Annotated in this window: 24 protein-coding genes; 7 read left to right on the plus strand and 17 right to left on the minus strand. The window is 61.7% G+C overall.

What is annotated here, in order from left to right; all coding sequences use genetic code 11:
- Positions 1–7: 7 nt before the first annotated feature.
- Positions 8–535, minus strand: coding sequence for a GNAT family N-acetyltransferase (locus AC1DX4_RS12020; RefSeq protein ID WP_477220516.1), 528 nt, complete (start codon positions 533–535; stop codon positions 8–10).
- 52 nt (positions 536–587) lie between these two features.
- Entirely contained in the window at positions 588–2,108 is a 1,521-nt protein-coding gene (locus AC1DX4_RS12025) for a sensor histidine kinase (RefSeq protein ID WP_477220517.1), read from the minus strand.
- Positions 2,109–2,184: 76 nt separating this feature from the next.
- On the opposite strand from AC1DX4_RS12025, the gene AC1DX4_RS12030 reads away from it, so the two are divergent.
- The 4 genes from AC1DX4_RS12030 to AC1DX4_RS12045 all read left to right on the plus strand — a co-directional run bounded on the left by AC1DX4_RS12030 (position 2,185) and on the right by AC1DX4_RS12045 (position 4,668).
- Entirely contained in the window at positions 2,185–2,808 is a 624-nt protein-coding gene (locus tag AC1DX4_RS12030; RefSeq protein WP_477220518.1) for a thermonuclease family protein, read from the plus strand.
- Positions 2,809–2,842: 34 nt separating this feature from the next.
- Positions 2,843–3,454 carry a glutathione S-transferase gene (locus tag AC1DX4_RS12035; protein ID WP_477220519.1) on the plus strand — a complete coding sequence of 204 codons (612 nt, stop codon included), beginning with the start codon at positions 2,843–2,845 and terminating at the stop codon, positions 3,452–3,454.
- Positions 3,394–4,068: a uracil-DNA glycosylase family protein gene (locus AC1DX4_RS12040; RefSeq protein ID WP_477220520.1), complete on the plus strand. Its 675-nt coding sequence runs from the start codon at positions 3,394–3,396 to the stop codon at positions 4,066–4,068. Before AC1DX4_RS12035 ends, AC1DX4_RS12040 begins: the two co-directional genes overlap by 61 nt.
- Before the next feature lie 108 nt (positions 4,069–4,176).
- The gene (locus AC1DX4_RS12045) at positions 4,177–4,668 is read left to right on the plus strand and encodes an Lrp/AsnC family transcriptional regulator (protein ID WP_006205209.1); all 492 of its coding nucleotides are present in this window, start codon (positions 4,177–4,179) and stop codon (positions 4,666–4,668) included.
- A 6-nt stretch (positions 4,669–4,674) separates the two neighbouring features.
- On the opposite strand, the gene AC1DX4_RS12050 is transcribed toward AC1DX4_RS12045, so the two are convergent.
- From AC1DX4_RS12050 to moaA, 12 genes are all read right to left on the minus strand, one after another.
- Positions 4,675–5,241, minus strand: a complete 567-nt coding sequence (locus AC1DX4_RS12050; RefSeq protein ID WP_477220521.1) for a DUF3299 domain-containing protein — start codon at positions 5,239–5,241, stop codon at positions 4,675–4,677.
- A gap of 105 nt (positions 5,242–5,346) precedes the next feature.
- A complete protein-coding gene (locus AC1DX4_RS12055; protein ID WP_477220522.1) occupies positions 5,347–6,051 on the minus strand; it encodes a DNA alkylation repair protein in 705 nt (234 codons plus the stop codon).
- Positions 6,052–6,057: 6 nt separating this feature from the next.
- Positions 6,058–6,927: an NAD(P)-dependent oxidoreductase gene (locus AC1DX4_RS12060; RefSeq protein ID WP_477220523.1), complete on the minus strand. Its 870-nt coding sequence runs from the start codon at positions 6,925–6,927 to the stop codon at positions 6,058–6,060.
- 103 nt (positions 6,928–7,030) lie between these two features.
- A complete protein-coding gene (locus tag AC1DX4_RS12065) occupies positions 7,031–7,852 on the minus strand; it encodes an ABC transporter permease (protein WP_477220524.1) in 822 nt (273 codons plus the stop codon).
- Entirely contained in the window at positions 7,849–8,568 is a 720-nt protein-coding gene (locus AC1DX4_RS12070; RefSeq protein ID WP_477220525.1) for an ABC transporter permease, read from the minus strand. The genes AC1DX4_RS12065 and AC1DX4_RS12070 overlap by 4 nt, the downstream gene beginning before the upstream one ends.
- An 82-nt stretch (positions 8,569–8,650) precedes the next feature.
- The gene (locus tag AC1DX4_RS12075; protein ID WP_477220526.1) at positions 8,651–9,436 is read right to left on the minus strand and encodes an ABC transporter substrate-binding protein; all 786 of its coding nucleotides are present in this window, start codon (positions 9,434–9,436) and stop codon (positions 8,651–8,653) included.
- A gap of 158 nt (positions 9,437–9,594) precedes the next feature.
- Positions 9,595–10,104 (minus strand): molybdopterin-guanine dinucleotide biosynthesis protein B, encoded by a 510-nt coding sequence (gene mobB / locus AC1DX4_RS12080; RefSeq protein WP_477220527.1) that lies wholly within the window; start codon positions 10,102–10,104, stop codon positions 9,595–9,597.
- Entirely contained in the window at positions 10,101–10,727 is a 627-nt protein-coding gene (gene mobA / locus AC1DX4_RS12085) for a molybdenum cofactor guanylyltransferase MobA (RefSeq protein WP_477220528.1), read from the minus strand. The genes mobB and mobA overlap by 4 nt, the downstream gene beginning before the upstream one ends.
- Positions 10,728–10,770: 43 nt before the next feature.
- On the minus strand, positions 10,771–11,691 hold the full coding sequence (locus AC1DX4_RS12090; protein ID WP_477220529.1) for a DMT family transporter: 921 nt from the start codon (positions 11,689–11,691) through the stop codon (positions 10,771–10,773).
- A 303-nt stretch (positions 11,692–11,994) separates the two neighbouring features.
- Entirely contained in the window at positions 11,995–12,354 is a 360-nt protein-coding gene (locus tag AC1DX4_RS12095) for a hypothetical protein (RefSeq protein ID WP_477220530.1), read from the minus strand.
- A gap of 119 nt (positions 12,355–12,473) precedes the next feature.
- Positions 12,474–12,947: a hypothetical protein gene (locus tag AC1DX4_RS12100; protein WP_477220531.1), complete on the minus strand. Its 474-nt coding sequence runs from the start codon at positions 12,945–12,947 to the stop codon at positions 12,474–12,476.
- Between the two features lie 55 nt (positions 12,948–13,002).
- Positions 13,003–13,998: a GTP 3',8-cyclase MoaA gene (gene moaA / locus AC1DX4_RS12105; RefSeq protein WP_477220532.1), complete on the minus strand. Its 996-nt coding sequence runs from the start codon at positions 13,996–13,998 to the stop codon at positions 13,003–13,005.
- Positions 13,999–14,200: 202 nt separating this feature from the next.
- Between moaA and AC1DX4_RS12110 the strand changes: the two genes are divergently transcribed.
- Positions 14,201–14,554, plus strand: a complete 354-nt coding sequence (locus AC1DX4_RS12110; protein WP_027045107.1) for a gamma-butyrobetaine hydroxylase family protein — start codon at positions 14,201–14,203, stop codon at positions 14,552–14,554.
- 63 nt (positions 14,555–14,617) lie between these two features.
- On the plus strand, positions 14,618–15,229 hold the full coding sequence (locus AC1DX4_RS12115; RefSeq protein WP_477220533.1) for a pyridoxamine 5'-phosphate oxidase family protein: 612 nt from the start codon (positions 14,618–14,620) through the stop codon (positions 15,227–15,229).
- Positions 15,230–15,245: 16 nt separating this feature from the next.
- Here the strand turns inward: AC1DX4_RS12115 and AC1DX4_RS12120 are convergent, their stop codons facing one another.
- Positions 15,246–15,698 (minus strand): MarR family winged helix-turn-helix transcriptional regulator, encoded by a 453-nt coding sequence (locus AC1DX4_RS12120; RefSeq protein WP_477220534.1) that lies wholly within the window; start codon positions 15,696–15,698, stop codon positions 15,246–15,248.
- Between the two features lie 47 nt (positions 15,699–15,745).
- Between AC1DX4_RS12120 and AC1DX4_RS12125 the strand changes: the two genes are divergently transcribed.
- Positions 15,746–16,651, plus strand: a complete 906-nt coding sequence (locus AC1DX4_RS12125; protein WP_477220535.1) for an alpha/beta hydrolase — start codon at positions 15,746–15,748, stop codon at positions 16,649–16,651.
- A gap of 13 nt (positions 16,652–16,664) precedes the next feature.
- Here the strand turns inward: AC1DX4_RS12125 and AC1DX4_RS12130 are convergent, their stop codons facing one another.
- Both AC1DX4_RS12130 and AC1DX4_RS12135 read right to left on the minus strand, forming a co-directional pair.
- A complete protein-coding gene (locus AC1DX4_RS12130) occupies positions 16,665–17,060 on the minus strand; it encodes a rhodanese-like domain-containing protein (protein ID WP_477220536.1) in 396 nt (131 codons plus the stop codon).
- A 146-nt stretch (positions 17,061–17,206) separates the two neighbouring features.
- Positions 17,207–17,821 carry a TetR/AcrR family transcriptional regulator gene (locus AC1DX4_RS12135; protein WP_477220537.1) on the minus strand — a complete coding sequence of 205 codons (615 nt, stop codon included), beginning with the start codon at positions 17,819–17,821 and terminating at the stop codon, positions 17,207–17,209.
- Between the last annotated feature and the right edge of the window lie 97 nt (positions 17,822–17,918).

Genomic DNA, 17,918 nt, shown 5'->3' on the forward strand with positions numbered 1-17,918 from the left:
CGGCGTATCAACGCCTGAGATTGGGGATGCGATAGACGACTGAGCTGTACTTCGGATTGGAGCGGGTCTCGACGATCGACCCGCCGAGGCCTTCCGCGATTCGCCGGCTCGCCAGGTTCTCTTCGGCGACAGGGTACTCGAAGCAATCGGGATTGAGCTCGTCGGACGCCCACGCCGCCACAGCGGCGACGGCCTCCCGGCCAATGCCGTTTCCATGGACGTCCTGCCTTATCCAAATCCCGATCTCGGGGCAGGCCGTCTTGGCCGCGTGAAGGCCGACAAGCCCCAGACAGCGATCATCCGCCAGTGAACGCACAACGAAATGCAGATCCGATCCGTCAAGGATCGGCGCCAGCCAGGATCGCCATACCTCGGCAAAGGCCGTTGATGATCGAGGTGGTTCCCACTGCATGAAACGGGTGATGGTGGGCGTGATGGCGGCAAAGACCTCGTCAGCGTCGTCTGATATAAACAGCCTAAGGCGAAGCCGTTCCGATCTGATTTCGACGCGGCTTGCATCCCAATCTCCGGTCATTGCGGTCCGCGTTTCTCCTTGAGGCCGAGTGGAGGCAGGTCGCCGGGGTAGCCTAGCGCCTTCGCGCCGCGACCGCGGCCGTCGGCAGTGCAGGCAGTTCTTCCATCACCCGGCTCAGCGGGAAGATGGCGATCGCCTCGGTGCCTTCGCGCAGCTTGGAATGAAGCTCGAACTCGCCACCATGCATGGCGAGCAGGCCTTGCACGATCGGCAGGCCAAGCCCGGTGCCCTGTTCGGCACTCTTGATGGCGATCGAGCCCTGGCCGAAGGCCGAGAGCACGATCGGGATCTCGTCCTCGGGAATGCCGGGGCCATTGTCCTTGATCGAAATGTATTGTCCGCCGCCTGCCGTCCAGCCGACCCGGACACGCACTTCGCCGCCGGTGGCGGTGAATTTTATGGCGTTCGACAAAAGGTTGAGCGTGATCTGCCGCACGGCGCGCTCGTCGGCGAACAGCCGCGGCAATGTCGCTTCGAAATCCTGGATGACCCGGATATCCTTGTTGCGCGCCCTCAGCTCCATCATATGGCAGCAGTCCTCGACGATGTTGAGCAACATCACCGGCTCTTCGTTGAGTTGGTAGCGGCCAGCCTCGATGCGCGACAGGTCGAGTATCTCGTTGATCAGGTCGAGCAGGTGCTGGCCGGAATCATGCACGTCGTGCGCATAGTCGCGATAGGTGGGATTGCTCATCGGCCCCAGCACCTCGTTCGCCATCACCTCGGAAAAGCCGAGAATGGCGTTGAGCGGCGTGCGCAGCTCATGGCTCATCGACGCGAGGAAACGCGACTTTGCCAGATTGGCGTCCTCGGCCCGCCGCCGCGCCTCGTCCGACATCGATTTTGCTGTCTCCACTTCGGCGATCAGCGCGTCCTTTTCGGAGCGGAACGACAACAGCATCAGGGAGAAGCGGTTGAGGTGACGGGCGATATAGGCGAAGAAGGGCAGCGACGCGACGAGCAGTCCGGCCATGATCGCCTCGACCGGCATCCACAGCTTGATCCCGGCATAGGCATAGAGCGCCACCGGCACGGCAAAGGTCGCCAGCAGCGCGCCGCTCAGGGATGAAGCCATCAGAGCGGTCCCGGCCATGGCAAACAGCAGCACGACCGCCTTGATCACCTGGAACTGGTCGACCTCGCAGGCACCGCAGCCCAGCCAGACGAACCAGGCCCAGCCGAGGCCGCAAAGGAAATGGCCGGCCAGGAATTCCCGTTGCGCTTGCAAGGGGTTGAGTTCGGAAGCTTCCGTACGCTCAATCCGCCGCGCCATGAAGACGACGATCGTATAGGAGGTGAGCGTGAACAGCGCCCAGAGCCCGATCTCGTTGCCGATTCCGGTGAGCCGGCCGACTGCTGCGATTGCCAGGACGAGCAGCGGGATGACCACGGCGCCGCTTGTCATGGCGCGCGCGTGGAGTTTTAGCAGTTCGCGGTCGAAATCGGGATTGCCGGCCTGTTGCGAAAGACGGTCGCGCGTCTTGCGCACCGCGCGCGCCACATCGCTGTTGCGATGGGGTTTCCTGCGGTCCACAATGAACTTGTCCGCTGTGTTCGAGCGTTGCAAGGGCATCAAAAACTTCGATTTATACGGGCAGCGGTTTCAAGGTGTTAAGCTACGTTCGAATGATTAACCAACCGTTTGCCATATGAGTCGTTCATGGTCGCCAAGATCGCGCCGGCGGTACGCGGCGCCGCCCCCGAGAAGCCTGTGGCGCAAAGTGCTGGACTACGGGCTGGCCACCATCATTCTGGGACTGCTGATGCTGCTGGCGGCGCGCCTCGATCGGGTGGAAACGCCACAGACGCAAGGTGCCGCCATCATCAATGACGGCGATTCCATCACACTCGGCACCGAGCGCATCCGCATGCGCGGCATCGATGCCCCGGAATACACCCAGACCTGCCGCAGGAACGGTGCGGATTATGCCTGTGGCACGCTGGCGCGCCAGGCGCTGGTGCGCCTGATTGCCGGCAGGCCGGTCACCTGCAGCGGCTGGCAGCGGGATCGCTATGGCCGGCTGCTTGGCGACTGCAAGGCCGGCGGCACCGATCTCAACCGCGCCCAGGTCGAGGCGGGCTGGGCCGTTGCCTTCGGCGACTACGAAAGTGAGGAAGCGACTGCCCGCGTGGCAAAGGCCGGTATCTGGGCAGGTACGTTCGACCAGCCGCAGGACTGGCGCGACAGCCATCACGGCGAGGTCGTGGAGCGAAAGCACGGTACACTGGCGTCGATCGGCGATGCCGTGCGGGAGATTTTTCGCTTCTGGTGACGCGCATTGGCTCAGAAGGAAAAGGGAGGATCGAATGAAACTCTATGACGGCGGCCGGGCGCCCAATCCACGGCGGGTTCGCGTTTTCCTCGCCGAGAAGGGGATCGCTGTTCCTCTGGTGTCTGTCGACATGGGCGCTTTCGAGCACAAGGGCGAAACGGTTAGCTCTCGCAATCCTTTGCAACGCCTGCCGGTGCTGGAGCTTGACGATGGCACCGTCATCACCGAATCCGTCGCCATCTGCCGCTATTTCGAGGAATTGCACCCCGAGCCGGCCCTGTTCGGACGCGGCGCGCTCGGCAAGGCACAGGTCGAGATGTGGCAGAGACGGATGGAGTTCAACCTGCTCAGCTGCGTCGCCCAGGCCTTTCGCCACGTCCATCCGGCCATGAAGGACTGGGAAACTCCGCAGATCCCCGAATGGGGCGAGGCCAACAAGCCGAAGGCGGTCGCATTCCTGAAAATCCTCGACGACGAGCTGGCGAGCCGGGAATTCGTCGCCGGCGACAGCTATTCGATTGCCGATATCACCGGCCTGATCGCGATCGATTTCATGAAGCCGGCACGCATCAAGGTGCCGGAAGAATGCGCCAATGTGCTGCGTTGGCATCAGGCGGTCTCCAGCCGGCCGAGTGCCGCCGCTTGAGTGTGGAACTGGACAGTTTTGCAGAGGAGGTCCGGGCCTGCCGCATCTGTGTCGAAAACCCTATCGGCAAGCCGCTGCCGCATGAGCCGCGACCGGTGCTGCGGCCATCGTCCAGCGCGCGCATCCTCATCGCCAGCCAGGCGCCGGGAACCAAGGTGCACCTGTCGGGCATGCCGTTCACCGATGCTTCGGGCGACCGCCTGCGCAGCTGGCCCGGTGTGACCAGCGACGAATTCTACGACATCGAGAAATTCGCCATCGTGCCGATGGGCTTCTGCTTTCCCGGCCAGGACGCCAAGGGCGGCGACCTGCCGCCTAGGCGCGAATGCGCGCCGGCCTGGCGCACGCCCTTGATGGCCTTGATGCCGCGGATCGACCTGGTGCTGACGATCGGCATCTATGCGCAGTCCTGGCACATGGGTGCCGCGCGCCGACCCTCGCTGACGGAAACGGTGATGGACTGGCGCGCCATCTGGGAGAATTCCGTCGGAGCGAAAGTGCTGCCGCTGCCGCATCCATCCTGGCGCAACAGCGGCTGGCTGAAGCAGAATCCGTGGTTTGAAATGGAATTGCTGCCTTTCCTGCGCTCGGAAATCCGCTATCGCATCGGCTAGGCATTCTGCAAGAAATCACTCGCTTTCGTGGCGATTGGCAGAATTTCTTTCTTGTGAAAGCCTCGAATAAGAGGGAATATAGACAAACTATTCCCCTAGGAGCCTCTAATGGACCGCCTTGACCGAAAGATCCTACGCCTCCTTCAGGAGGACGCGACGCTCGCGGTGGCCGATGTCGCCAAGAAAGTCGGCCTGTCGACGACGCCCTGCTGGCGCCGCATCCAGAAGCTCGAGGAAGAGGGCGTCATCAAGCGGCGCGTCGCCATTCTCGACCATGAGAAGGTCAATGTGCGGGTCACCGTCTTCGTCTCGATCCGCACCAACTCACACAGCCATGAGTGGCTGCGGCGGTTTTCCGAGGTCATCCAGGAGTTTCCCGAGGTGGTCGAGTTCTACCGCATGAGCGGCGACGTCGATTACCTGCTGCGCGTCGTCGTGCCCGACATCGCCGCCTACGATGCCTTCTACAAGCGCCTGATCGCCAAGATCGAGATCCGTGACGTGTCGTCGTCCTTCGCCATGGAGCAGATCAAGTACACGACCGAAATCCCGCTCGACTACATGGTGCTGGACAAGGAATCGGGTGCCAACGCCGCCTGAGCGCGATCAATTCTTCTTCTTGTTGAGGAAACTCCAGGGCGAGTTCACCGGCAGCGTAACGGTGTCCGGCACGGTGTCGACACCGACTACATCCGCTTTGCGCACGGTGTAGCCGGACTGGATGACGCTGACGCCGTCGAGAATGAACAGCTGGCTCTTTTCCATGTCCGGCTTCAAGGCGCCGGTGACGGCGACCGACTGGTAGGCTTGCGACATCTTGTAAGGATGGGCAGGCGTGACCAGCACGATCTGGTTGGGCGGCGGTGTCGGCATGTGGCTGCATGCGCCCGTCCACGGCACCAGCAGGAACTGATAGACAAGGTCGCCGTCACGATCGACCGGCAATGCATAGCCGGCTAATTGTATGGTCTTATCCTGCAGATCGAGGGACAGCGTCTCGCCATGATCGGGCAATTTTGCCGCGATCATCGGCAGCCCGGCGTCTTCGGCAACCGCCTGGGTCGCGGGGCGCAAATCCTTCCAGAAGATGTGCATCGTCTCGGCCGAGGCGCCGGCAGCGGTGAGAGACAGCGCGGCCGCGAGCGCCAGGATTGATTTGAGGTGGATGCTCATGCCGCTTCCTTTGCAGGCGAGTAAAGACGCCGGGACCAATGGCGTCAATGCTCGAGCCGCATCACATGTCGGCGAGGGCCGCGCTCGTCTCGCGGAAGCTGTCCGTCAGCCTTTTCTGGCGGCGACCCGCTCGAGCGTTTTGGCATTGGTCAATTCTCTCACCGCATTCTTGCCGTTCCAGCGTGCCGTCTTGTCGGGTGATCGCGCGAGCCTTTCGGCGACGGCAAGGGCAGCGCCGTGCATCTCCATCGATCGCTTGCCGATCGAACGAAGCGCCCAGTTCACAGCCTTCTTCACGAAATTGCGGCCGTCGGTGGCGTGCGCTTCGATGATCGGCAGGAAGGCAAGAAAAGTTGCCTCCGGCTCTTTCTTTCGGTGGACGACGGACCATGCCATCATGGCAAAAGCCGTGCGTCTAACGAATTCCCGTTCATCAGCCGCGAACTCGCCTATCAGGTCTTTCCAGGCGTCCGTGTCGACGAAGAGATCAGACACGCCATCGACGATATCCCAGGAGTCGAAACTCGACGCCCATTGCCTTGCATCCGCTGCGGAAAACCGCTCTGGGTCGGCCGTGACGGAAGCGATGAACTGCGCCTCCATGATGCCTGACTCCCACAGCTCAAAAGCGCGCTCGTGGTTGCGTTTGATCTTGCGGGCAATCTGCCGCTGAACGCCATGCGGGATTCCAAGCGCCCGGTCGATCTTGATACCGTAGCGCAGCATGCCAAGGCGATTTTCCTCCGAACCGATCGAGCGCAAATGCGCGATGATTTCGCCGGCACTGGATTGGGGCGACAGCTCGGCCATCCCAGCCTACTTCTCCAGGCGCGCCAGCAGCGAGGACGTGTCCCAGCGCTTGCCGCCCATCGCCTGCACATCCTTGTAGAACTGGTCGACAAGCGCCGTCACCGGCAGCCTGGCAGCGTTGCGGTCGGCCTCCGCCAGGCAGATGCCGAGGTCCTTTCGCATCCAGTCGACGGCGAAGCCGAAATCATATTTGCCGGCATTCATCGTCTTGTGCCGGTTCTCCATCTGCCAGGAACCGGCGGCACCCTTGGAAATCACCTCGATCACCTTCTCGATGTCGAGCCCGGCCTGCTTGCCGAAATGGATGCCTTCCGACAGTCCCTGCACCAGTCCGGCGATGCAGATCTGGTTGATCATCTTGGTCAGCTGGCCGGCGCCTGCCGATCCCATCAGGCCGACCATGCGGGCATAAGCGTCGATAACAGGCCTCGCCTTGTCGAAAGCATCCTGATCGCCGCCGACCATGACGGTCAGCACGCCGTTCTCGGCACCGGCCTGGCCCCCGGAGACCGGCGCGTCGAGAAATGAGAATCCGCCAGCTTGCGCGGCGGCCGCCAGTTCACGCGCGACCTCGGCCGATGCCGTGGTGTTGTCGATGAAGACCGAACCTGTCTTCATCGATTTGAAGGCGCCTTCCGGACCTGTCGTCACCGAGCGCAGATCATCGTCATTGCCGACGCAGGAAAAGACAAAGTCCTTGTCCTTGGCTGCCTCTGCCGGGGTCAAGGCAAAGCCGCCGCCATGCTGGCCGACCCATTGCTCGGCCTTGGCCTTGGAGCGGTTGTAGACGGTGACGTCATGGCCACCCTTGTTCTTCAAGTGACCGGCCATTGGATAGCCCATCACGCCAAGACCGAGAAATGCCACAGATGCCATAAGCTTGCCCTTCAGAATGGAAATTTGCTGCGCAAGCTCTAGGCCCTGCGCTCAATTCGTCAAGACGCGCGTGGTCCGATCGGCTGGCACAGCAGAGAACGGATCAGCGTTTCAGGTGGATGGTGATCCGGCGCTCGATCCATTCGATCGCATGGCGCAACAACTCGACCATCACAAGATACACCAGGGCGACCCAGATATAGGCCTGGATGTCGAAGGAATTGGCGAAGGCGAGTTTTGCATTGCCCATCAGATCGTAGACGGTGATGATGGCGACGATCGCCGAAGCCTTGACCATCAGGATCAGCTCATTGCCGTAAGGCCGCAAGGCGACGATCAGGGCTTGCGGCAGGATGATCTTGCGCAGCGTCTGCAGTTTGTGCAGGCCGAGCGAGGCAGCCCCTTCCCATTGGCCCCTGTGCACGCTTTCGATGGCGCCGCGCAGGATCTCGGCCTGGTAGGCGGCGGTGTTGAGCGCAAAGGCGAAGACGCCGCAGTTGAAGGCGTCCTTGAAAAAATCCCAGAGCCCGATCATCTGGAGTTGCGGTCGGAACGACCCCAGCCCGTAATAGACCAGAAATGTTTGAACCAGCAGCGGCGTGCCGCGGAAGAAATAGACGTAGCAATAGGCAAGACCGGACAGGATCCGGTTCCTGGACATACGCCCGTAAGCGACAGGCAAGGACATAACGGCGCCAAGCACCATCGAAATGGCGACCAGCGACAGGGTGACGCCAAGTCCGCGCATATAGGCCGGCGCATATTTGGCGAAGAAGGGTGCGTTCCAGGCAAAGAAGAGGTAGGCGACGATACCGAGGCCGAAGGCTACCCACAGGCAGACCAGCGCGTAGCCGACGACGCGGCTTCGCGGCCAGCCGCGGGCCCGCGGTGGTGGCCGTTCGACCAAGGTGGCCGTGGCGCTCATCGTTGTGCCTCCCGTTTGCCGAGCGAGCGCAAAATGGCGCTGGTGGCGAAGGATGACACGATGGCCAGAGCAAGAAAGACCAAGGCCGCCACACCGTAAAACAGGAAGGAATGCTTGGTCACGCGAGCGGCCACGCCGGCGTTGCGCAACGTCTCTGCCAGACCGACGACCGACACCAGCGAGGTGTCCTTCAACAGGCTGAGCCAGCAATTCTCGAGGCCGGGAAACGCAATGCGCAACAGCTGCGGCAAGATCACCAGGCGCATTGTCTGCGCATAGGAAAGACCGATGGCATAACCACCCTCATACTGGCCTTTCGGGATGGCACGGAAGGCCGAGAGGAAAACCTCGCTGGCATAGGACGAAAAGATCAGCGCGAGCACGATCATCCCGGCGACGAAGCTGTTGACGTCGATGGTCGCGTCTGGACGGAAATATCGGATGAGGTGCTGCAGCAGGATCGGCACGCCGAAGAAGAACAGGAAGAGCGTCACCAGTTCCGGTAAGCCACGAAAGACCGTGGTGTAGATATTGGCGGCGACGCGCAGCGATGGCTCTTCGGATTGTTTGCCGAGCGCAATGAAAAAGCCGATCGTCAAACCAATGGGGAGCGTCGCCAGCGCAAGCAGAACCGTTACAATGACGCCATAGGCAATATCGTCACTCCAGCCATCGGGTCCCCAACTGAGAAGTGTCCATATGCTTTGGGCTGGCATTGACGGATCTTATCTCCACGGCATTTCCAGGACGACGAATAGAAAGACGGCGGAGATTGCCCCGCCGTCTTGGCCGTATTGATCAGGACTCGGCGCCGTAGACGTCGAACTTGAAGTACTTGTCGTTGATTTCCTTGTACTTTCCATTGGCGCGGATGGCGTCGATGGCCTCATTGAGCTTGTTGACCAGGTCGGTCTCGCCCTTACGTACGGCAATGCCGGCGCCCGGCCCGAAGATATCGACCGGCTGAGGCGACGGCTGGCCGAGAATCTTGCAGCAGGCGCCATCAGGCGAATCCAGCCACTGCTGCAGCACGACAATATCGTCCTCGATGGCGTCGAGACGACCATTGGCAAGATCTGCCTGCTCCTCTGGGCTGCTCGGATAGCCCTTCACGGTGCTGTCGGTGTAGGTCTTTGAGGCATAGTTGAAATGGGTGGTCGTGGTGGCGACACCGACGGTCTTGCCAGCGAGATCTTCCTTGGTCACGCCCTTCAGGGTCGAGTCTTTCGGCACGGCGAGCGCCGACGGCGTGTTATAGTATTTGTGCGAGAAGTCGACCTTCTCCTTGCGCTCCGGCGTGATCGACATCGAAGCGACGATGGCGTCGAACTTGCCGGCCTGGAGTGCCGGAATGATGCCGTCCCAATCCTGGGCGACGAAGGTACACTTGACCTTCATCTGATCGCAAAGTGCCTGGGCGATGTCGATGTCGAAGCCGACGAGCTTGCCGTCGGAGGTCAGGTTGTTGAAAGGGGGGTAGGCGCCTTCGGTGCCGATCCGCAGGGTCTTCTCCTGGGCCTGGGCTACGCCGAGCGTCAGCAGCGCAGCCGATGCGGCGAGCGCGATACGCAGTGCAATACGCATGATAGTCCTCTCTTTATGGTCCCGGCCGTCGTTCCGAACGGCTCTGTGGGGCGGTGCTTTTTGACCGCCCGCTGAGGCGATACTCCCACTCTTTCCAAGAAAAAAGCAACTGCAAAACCACCGAAATCGGTAATGGCGTTCTGCCGTTAGGTTACATCTCAAGCAACGAGGCCGGTGGCGCGCTCGATGAAGTCGACTATCGATTTTACGTCGTCGAGGTCGAATGCCGGCAGGCTCTCGTCGGTGACGGCGAAATCCGCGGCGATGGCGACAATATTAGGATCATCAGCCGAAAGCGGCGCCCGGTCCTTCGCTTCCAGCCGCCGCGTTTCGATCTTGCGGTGGGATTCGCGCTTGTAGCCTTCGATCAGCACGATGTCGCATGGGGCGAGCCGCGAGAGGATGCCCTCCAACGGCGGCTCATCCTCGCCGCGCAACTCGTGCATCAGCGCCCAGCGATTGCCCGACACGATCGCCACCTCGGTGGCGCCGGCCTGCCGATGGCGGAAACTGTCGGCGCCGGGCTTGTCGATGTCGAAATCATGATGGGCATGTTTGACCGTCGAGACCTTCCGGCCGCGCCGCACAAGCTCGGCGACCAGCTTTTCGGTCAGTGTGGTCTTGCCGGAGTTTTTCCAGCCGGTGATGCCGAAGACGCGTCTATTCATGATGTCATGCTCTGCAACAGGCGCCCGGCCTCGGCAAGATCGTCCGGCACGTTGATGTTGAAGAAAGGATCGAGTCCCGCGGATTGCAGGACCGGGAATTCCACCTCGACATGGCCATGGCGCTCGATGAAGGTCGAAACCCGCCTGTTGTCCTCAACGACCAGGAAATGCCGCAGCGCGTCGCGACAGTCGGTTGGCCACAGCGCGAAGGTCGGGTGCCGCCTGCCGGCCGAAGAGGCGACGGCTATCGAACCGGGATGTTCGCCGGCAGCGGCTGCCAGGCGGTCGACCAGATCGAGCGGCAGGAAAGGCGTGTCGCCGGCAGCGGTAACGACCGCCTTGCATGGCGTGCCGGCTATAGTCCATTCGAGGCCGGTCAGAATGCCGGCAAGCGGTCCGGCAAAGCCTTCCACAGTGTCGGCAAGCACAGGCAGTCCAAACCGGGAAAAGCGTTGCGGATCGCCATTGGCGCTCAGCGCCAGCGTTTCAATTTGTGGGCCAAAGCGCGACAGGACCTGGTCAAGCACGCTGCCGCGGCCAAGCGGCAACAGGCTCTTGTCGCCGCCTCCCATCCGCCTCGACTGGCCACCGGCCAGGACGATCCCTGCAATATCTCGTCTCATGCATCGAGCCTGTACGCCAGCCGGCGGAAATCACAAGACCTGGCTAAATTCCATCCGGCGCCATGGCCGGCCCGGTGGTTTCGGCGACAATCCGTCGCCGACCGACCACCCGCTCGCGATACAGCGCATAGAGACCCGAACAGACGACGATTGTTGCGCCGACAATCATCGGCATGTCCGGTATGTCGCCGAAGACGAACAAGCCAAGCAGGATGGACCAGAGGAGTGCTGTGTAGCGGAACGGCGCGATGAAGGAGATTTCGCCCGAGCGCATCGCCATGATGATGAATTGATAGCCGATGAGCACCAGCACCGCCGCCAGCGCCAGCAGGGCGGTGCTCTTGCCGGTCATCGGTGTCCAGCCACCTATCGGCGACAACAGCACCGCGCCGACGACGGTCATTGCCAATGCGGTGGCGGTCGAGACCAGCATCGTCGGTACGGCTTGGGGGATGCGCTTGGTGGCGAGGTCACGCACCGTGCAGCAGGCGACGCTGGCCAGCGCCCAAAGGGAATAGAGGCTGAAGCCGTCGAAGCCCGGCCGGACGATGATCAGCACGCCGACAAAACCGATGGCGATCGCCAGCCAGCGCCGCCAGCCGACCTTTTCGCCGAAAAACAGCGCGGCACCCATCGTCACCGCAAGCGGCAGCGCCTGAAGGACGGCTGAGACACTGCCGATCGGCAAATGGGCAAGCGCCACCAGGAAGGACACGGTGCCGCCCGCTTCGCCCAGGACACGCATTGCCACCAGCGGCTGCAGCATCAAGCGCGGCCGCGAAAGCGCGCCGCGTTGCCAGGCCAGCAGGCCGACGAAGAGCGAGGCGAATGCCCCTCTGATCAGCATGACCTGCGCCATGTTCATCGATTGCGAAGAGTATTTGGTGATGGCGTCGTTGAGCGTGAAGCCAACCATCGCCACCATCATGAACAATGCGCCGCGAAGATTTGGAGAAAGGGGCAAGACATCTACCGGTTGCTTGGGCAAGCAAGCCTGTAACAGCCCGCCACGAAACAGCAACGGCAAAGGGCTGGGCCAGGACCGGGGCATTTGTCAACGCGGGCGTGAAATCACGTCCTGGATTCGGCACTACGCCGGCCGGGAGGCGGCTCCGCCTCCCGGAAGCTGTATGGCCTCGGCGATGTCTATTTCTTCGGCGTCAGGATCTCGGTGCCGTTGCCTTCCTTGCCGGCGATGGTCCACAGACCATGCAGCCCGACCGGGAGGCGGCTCCGCCTCCCGGAAGCTGTACAGCCTCGGCGATGTCTATTTCTTCGGCGTCAGGATCTCGGCGCCGTTGCCTTCCTTGCCGGCGATGGTCCACAGACCACGCAGCGACCCGTCATCCTCGACCTTGTAGACAACGAGGCCGATATCCTTGCCCATGACGTAGCCGGCGGAGAACGCGTCGTCGTTGCGCATGCAGATGCCATCCGAGGAAGAGCCGCCCGTCTCCCAGTGGATCGTGCAGGTCGTCCCGCTGGTCAGCGTGATGGTGGCTTCGCCATCGTATTTCGATCCGTCGAAATTGGTGCCGGCGACGGTATAAGTGCCGCCGATCGACTGGGCAGCCGCGGGCAGGGCCGTGAGGCCAAGCAATGCAAGAGAAAGAATGAGTTTGCGCATGATTTATTCCCCCTGTGAGCGACGATTCCGCTGCTGGGAAAGCTAGGCCGGAACATGCTGGCGGTAAATCGGGCAACCGTTTGCGGATCAGACTTTTTTTGGGATGTGACCGAAAATGCTCATGGTCCCTTGAGGCTGCCGGCGATCGGCCCAATCAGAGGGTCGTATTTCGACTTCAGGGCCGGCGGGTAATCGATCCAGACCGTTCGAATGACGCCATCCTGGCCGAACAGACGTCGCTCGTAAAAGACCTTACCGTCCTTCATGCCCGACAGCACCGCCCAGTTCTTGCCGGCCTTGCTGTAGGTGATGGCGTAGCCGGGCTCTTTGCTCGCTTTCTCATCCGCGACAAAGCCTTTCGGCGTGTCGTCGTCGACGTTGAGGATGCCGGAGCAGGTCAGGCTGGCGCCATCCGCGCTCAGCCAAACCTGCCCGTCGCCATTGTCAGGTTCAGGCTGACGATCGGTGAAAATTTCGTCGGGAAAGGTGCAGACGGTGCCAAAACGCTCGTTCACATAGGTGGACGGCGCGGCGATCGCGTTGGTCGCCGCAATGATAACGACAGTTGCCAGGAACGAAGAACGTCGCCGCATGCTCGCCTCCAAGCCAATAGAGCCAGAAGCGATGTTGCATGAATCTTCGAAAAAATCAGCCGCCAGTCACGCTCATATGCCGTGACACGGAGGGACGGCGGGTGCGGCGGTCGATGATGAAGTCGTGGCCTTTCGGCTTGCGGCCGATGGCTTCGTCGATCGCGTCGGCGACCAGTTCGTTGCCTTCGGATGCGCGCAAGGGCGTGCGCAGATCGGCCGCATCTTCCTGGCCGAGGCACATATAGAGCGTGCCGGTGCAGGTCAGCCGGACGCGGTTGCAGCTTTCGCAGAAATTATGCGTCATCGGCGTGATGAAGCCGAGCTTGCCGCCGGTCTCGGCGACGTGGACGTAGCGGGCAGGGCCGCCGGTCTTGAAGGGGATATCGGTCAGCGTGAACTGGCGCTCCAGCGAAGCGCGCAGCAGCGACAGCGGCAGATACTGGTCGGTGCGGTCGGCATCGATCTCGCCCATCGGCATGGTTTCGATGACCGTCAGATCCATGCCGCGGCCATGCGCCCAGCGCATCATATCGGGCAGTTCGGCGTCGTTGAAATCCTTCAGCGCCACCGCGTTGAGCTTGACCTTCAGCCCGGCTGCCTGCGCGGCATCGATGCCTTGCATGACTTTGTCGACATGGCCCCAGCGGGTGATTTTGTGGAACTTGTCGGCATCGAGCGTGTCGAGCGAGACGTTGATGCGCTTGACGCCGCAATCGGCGAGCTCGGCGGCGAAGCGCGACAACTGCGAGCCGTTGGTGGTCAGCGTCAGTTCTTCCAGCGCGCCGCTGTCGAGGTGGCGCGACAGCTGGCGCACCAGATGTATGATGTTCTTGCGCACCAGCGGCTCACCGCCGGTGAGGCGCAGCCTTTTGACACCTTTTTCGATAAAGACGGTGCAGAGCCGGTCCAGCTCTTCCAGCGACAACAGGTCCTTCTTCGGCAAGAAGGTCATGTCCTCGGCCATGCAATAGGTGCAACGGAAATCGCAGCGGTCGGTGACCGACACGCGCAGGTAATTGATCGTGCGACCGAAGGGGTCGATCATGTCCATGCTTCAAGCGCTTCCCATAGCAGTGAGGCGGCTTCGTTATATACTGCTATGTGATACGAAGCAGCCCACCATTCAAGATACCGCTTCTCGATCTTTGGTAACATCCCCGGGCCGACATCCCATGTCGGCCGGTTTCATCGGGCCTTTTCCCATTCGGCGAAGCGGCGTAGGGAAGGGCAATCGATACGGGATCAAACAGAGCATGACCGCACCAAAAGAACTCAGGGTCTCCAAGGACCGCAAGCTGCTGTCGGTCACCTTTCCCAATCACCATCCATTCGAATTGCCGGCGGAGCTGTTGCGCGTTGCCTCGCCATCGGCCGAGGTGCAGGGTCATTCGCCCGAACAGCGGGTGACGGTTCCCGGCAAGCGCAACGTGGCGATCCTGAAGATCGAGCCGGTCGGCAACTATGCGGTGCGCATCACCTTCGATGATTTCCATGACACCGGCATCTTCACCTGGAATTACCTGCACACGCTCGGCCACGAGAAGGACGAGCGCTGGAATGCCTACCTGGCGGAGCTTGCGGAAAAAGGCTTGAGCCGCGACCGCTAACCCGACGTCGTAAAGGCGTCACACATCTGGAGTAGCGCCGGCAAAGGTTCGGAGACAAAGAAGATGTCGCTCATCACCACGGTCGAACAGCTGGAAGCGCTCTACGGTGTTCCAGGCGAAGCCTCGCTGGTCAAGGAACTCGACCACGTCATTCCCGAATATGCCGCCTTCATCGAGGCCTCGCCCTTTGTCGCGCTTGCCACAAGCGGCCCGGAGGGGCTGGACTGTTCGCCGCGTGGCGACCTCGCCGGCTTCGTGCGTATCGTTGATCCGAAAACAGTGATGATGCCGGACCGGCGTGGCAACAACCGCGCCGATTCGCTCAAAAACATCATCAAGGATCCGCGTGTCGGCCTGCTGTTCCTGGTGCCGGGCTCCGGCACGACGCTGCGTATCAACGGCCGGGCGCATATCACCACGGATGCAGCGCTGTGCGCATCGTTCATGGTCGACGGCAAGCCGGCGCGCTCGGTCACCGTCATCGACGTCGATTCGGTGTATTTTCAGTGCGCCCGCGCCATCGTCCGCTCGGAGCTCTGGAACCCAGCCAGGCATGTCGACCCGAAATCGCTGCCGACGCCGGGACAGATCTTGGAAATCACCAGCCGCAAGAACATCGACGGCGATGCCTACGACAAGGAATGGCCGGAGCGGGCGAAGAAGACGATGTGGTAGCCGGTGCACCTTGGTGCTAGGCTTCCTTCAGCACCTCATAGATCTTGCGCATCTGTTCGCCGATCATGTCGCATTGTTCCGGTGTCGACTGGCTCATCGCCTTCTCGATCAGCGCCATATGCACTTTCAGCGCCTGCATCAGCAGCGTCTCGCCGGCTTCGGTGAGGGCAAGCCGCAGGATGCGCTTGTCCTTCTCATCGCCTTCACGGCGCAGCAGGCCGCGCGTCTCCAGCTGCGGCAACAGCATGGTGATGTTGGAGCGGCCGACGAGCAGCTTGCGGGCCAGGTCGTGCTGCGACATGCCGGGATGGCGATAGAGGTTCATCAGCACGTCGAGCTGCGCCGGCTTCAGGTCGAGCGGCGCGAGTTTCACCGCCAGCGTGCGCTCCAGCACATGGCAGGCGCGCGCCACCGCGACCCAGTTGCGAAAACGCGGGTTGTCCCAGGGTAGCTCTTGTTTATTGTTCATCTTTGAACTATTATGTTCATGCTTGAACGTATGGATGGATTCTCACTATGGCATCAATCGGGCTGAAGGTCATCCGGAGCGTATTTGGTGCGGCCGAACATATTGCGCCACGCATCACCGGGCGCGCGGCTTTCGAACTGTTCTGCCGTACGCCGAGCGCCAAAGCGCTGACCGACGGTGAGCGCCGCGCCATCGGCCGTGCCGCGGAGTTCATGACCGAGGCGCGCCATCATCGGCTGAAGACGGCGACCGGCTGCGTCATGGTGCACGAATTCCGGCCGGAGCCGGGCAGGGCGGCTGCCGGCACCGTGCTTGTCGTTCATGGCTGGCGTTCGCGCACCGAGTATATGCGCGCCTTGATCGAGGGCTATCGTGCGGCCGGCTACAGGGTCGTTTCCCTTGACCTGCCGGGCCACGGCCAATCACAGGGCCGACACCTGAACATGGTCAACGCTGTCGAGGCTGTAAGGGTCGCCGGCGAATGGTTCGGTCCGTTTGTCGCGGCCGTGGGTCATTCCTTCGGTGGAGCCGTTGCCGCCAATGCTATTGCCGGTTCGGTCAAGAACATCCCGCCGCTGGCGGCAGGACGTCTTGTGCTGATCGCGGCACCCAGCTCCTTGCCGGCGATCTTTGCCGACTTCAGCCGCATGCTCAATGTCGGGCCGCGTTCGCAGGTCGCAATGGCGGAGCGTGTCGAACACCTGTCCGGCCGGCCGCTGCACGAATTCACCGGCGACCGCCAACTCGCCCAGGCGCCCGTGCCGACCCTGGTCATTCACGCGCCTGATGACCGCGAAGTGCCGGCCGATCATGCTAGACGCTATGCCGGTGCTGGCGATCACGTGAGGTTGCATTGGGCGGACGGGCTCGGCCACCGACGCATTCTCGCGGACAAAGGCGTAGTCGAACGTGCCGTCGCTTTCGTGGCTCGCGAGTCGTCGCTGCTGCATTAAGGCGCGGTCTAAGTTATTTCTTCTTCTCGCCGGGCTCGACCGGCAGTCCGGCCGCCTTCCAGGCAGTGTAGCCGCCAAGGATGTGCTTGACCGGTGCAAGTCCCATATCCTGCGCGGTCTTGGTGGCCAGCGCCGAGCGCCAGCCGCCGGCGCAGAAGAAAACAAAGCTCTTGCCCGAGGCGAAGAACGGCTTGTGATAGGGGCTTTCGGGATCGATCCAGAATTCCAGCATGCCGCGTGTGACATGTTTGGCGCCGGGTATTTTCCCGTCGCGCTCTACCTCGCGTGGATCGCGCAGGTCGACGAAGATCGTGCCATCGTCATCGAGCAACCCTGCGGCCTCCTCCGGTGAAACCACTTCGATCTCGGCGTTGGCCTCGTCCAGCAGTTCGCGATACCCTTTTTTCACAGGCTTGTTCCCCTCCACCCGCGCATTGGCTGGCTGTCTGAAGCGCGTCGCGCTTCAGGTCTTTGTTTTATGCATGTCGTTCTCCCAAAACCGAGATCACTTTTGGGCGACATGCATTGAATTTCCACCACAATGGCCAGCGTTTGTCACGCTCTGTCGGTGCCCGCCAGCGTCTGCCAGGCAGCCATGGCGCCAGTGACCGTCGCCATTAGCGCGGTGCATGAAGCGCCGTCGCGCGCCTGGATCGACATGCCGTGCTGCACCGTGGCGTAAAAGGTCGCGGCGGCGCCACAGTCGAAGTCGACAGGCAATTCGCCTTCGGCAACGGCCCGCTCGAGGCGCTTCTGCAAAGCAGAATGGTTCTCGGCGCGGCGGCGGCGCAGGTCAGCGCAGATCGGGCCGCTCGTTGAATCCTGATGCAGCGCGCCAAGCGTGATCAGGCAGCCTTGCGGACGATCGGTCTGCGAATAGGCCTTGGCGGTGCGGCTCAGAAAAAGCTCGATCGCCAGGCGCGCGGTCGGCGCCTCATCCAGCGCCAGCCAGATATCCGGGCCCTCGACGCGCGAATAGAAATCCGCAGCCTCGAGGAACAGAGCCTCCTTGCTGCCGTAGGCGGCATAAAGGCTGGGTGAATTGATCCCCATAGCGGCGGCGAGGTCGCTTATCGACGCGCCTTCATAACCCCTGGCCCAAAACAGCTCCATCGCGCGCCGCAGGGCTGCGGTTCGATCGAAGGTGCGGGGACGGCCTCTTTCCGACATGGCGCTCTTTTCTGTGTTGATCGCTACATAAATCAGTTGACGCGACCAGACAAGCCTGACAGGTATTTATGTATCGATCACTACACAAATGGAGAAA

The sequence above is a fragment of the Mesorhizobium sp. P3_A8 genome, from assembly GCF_056402995.1.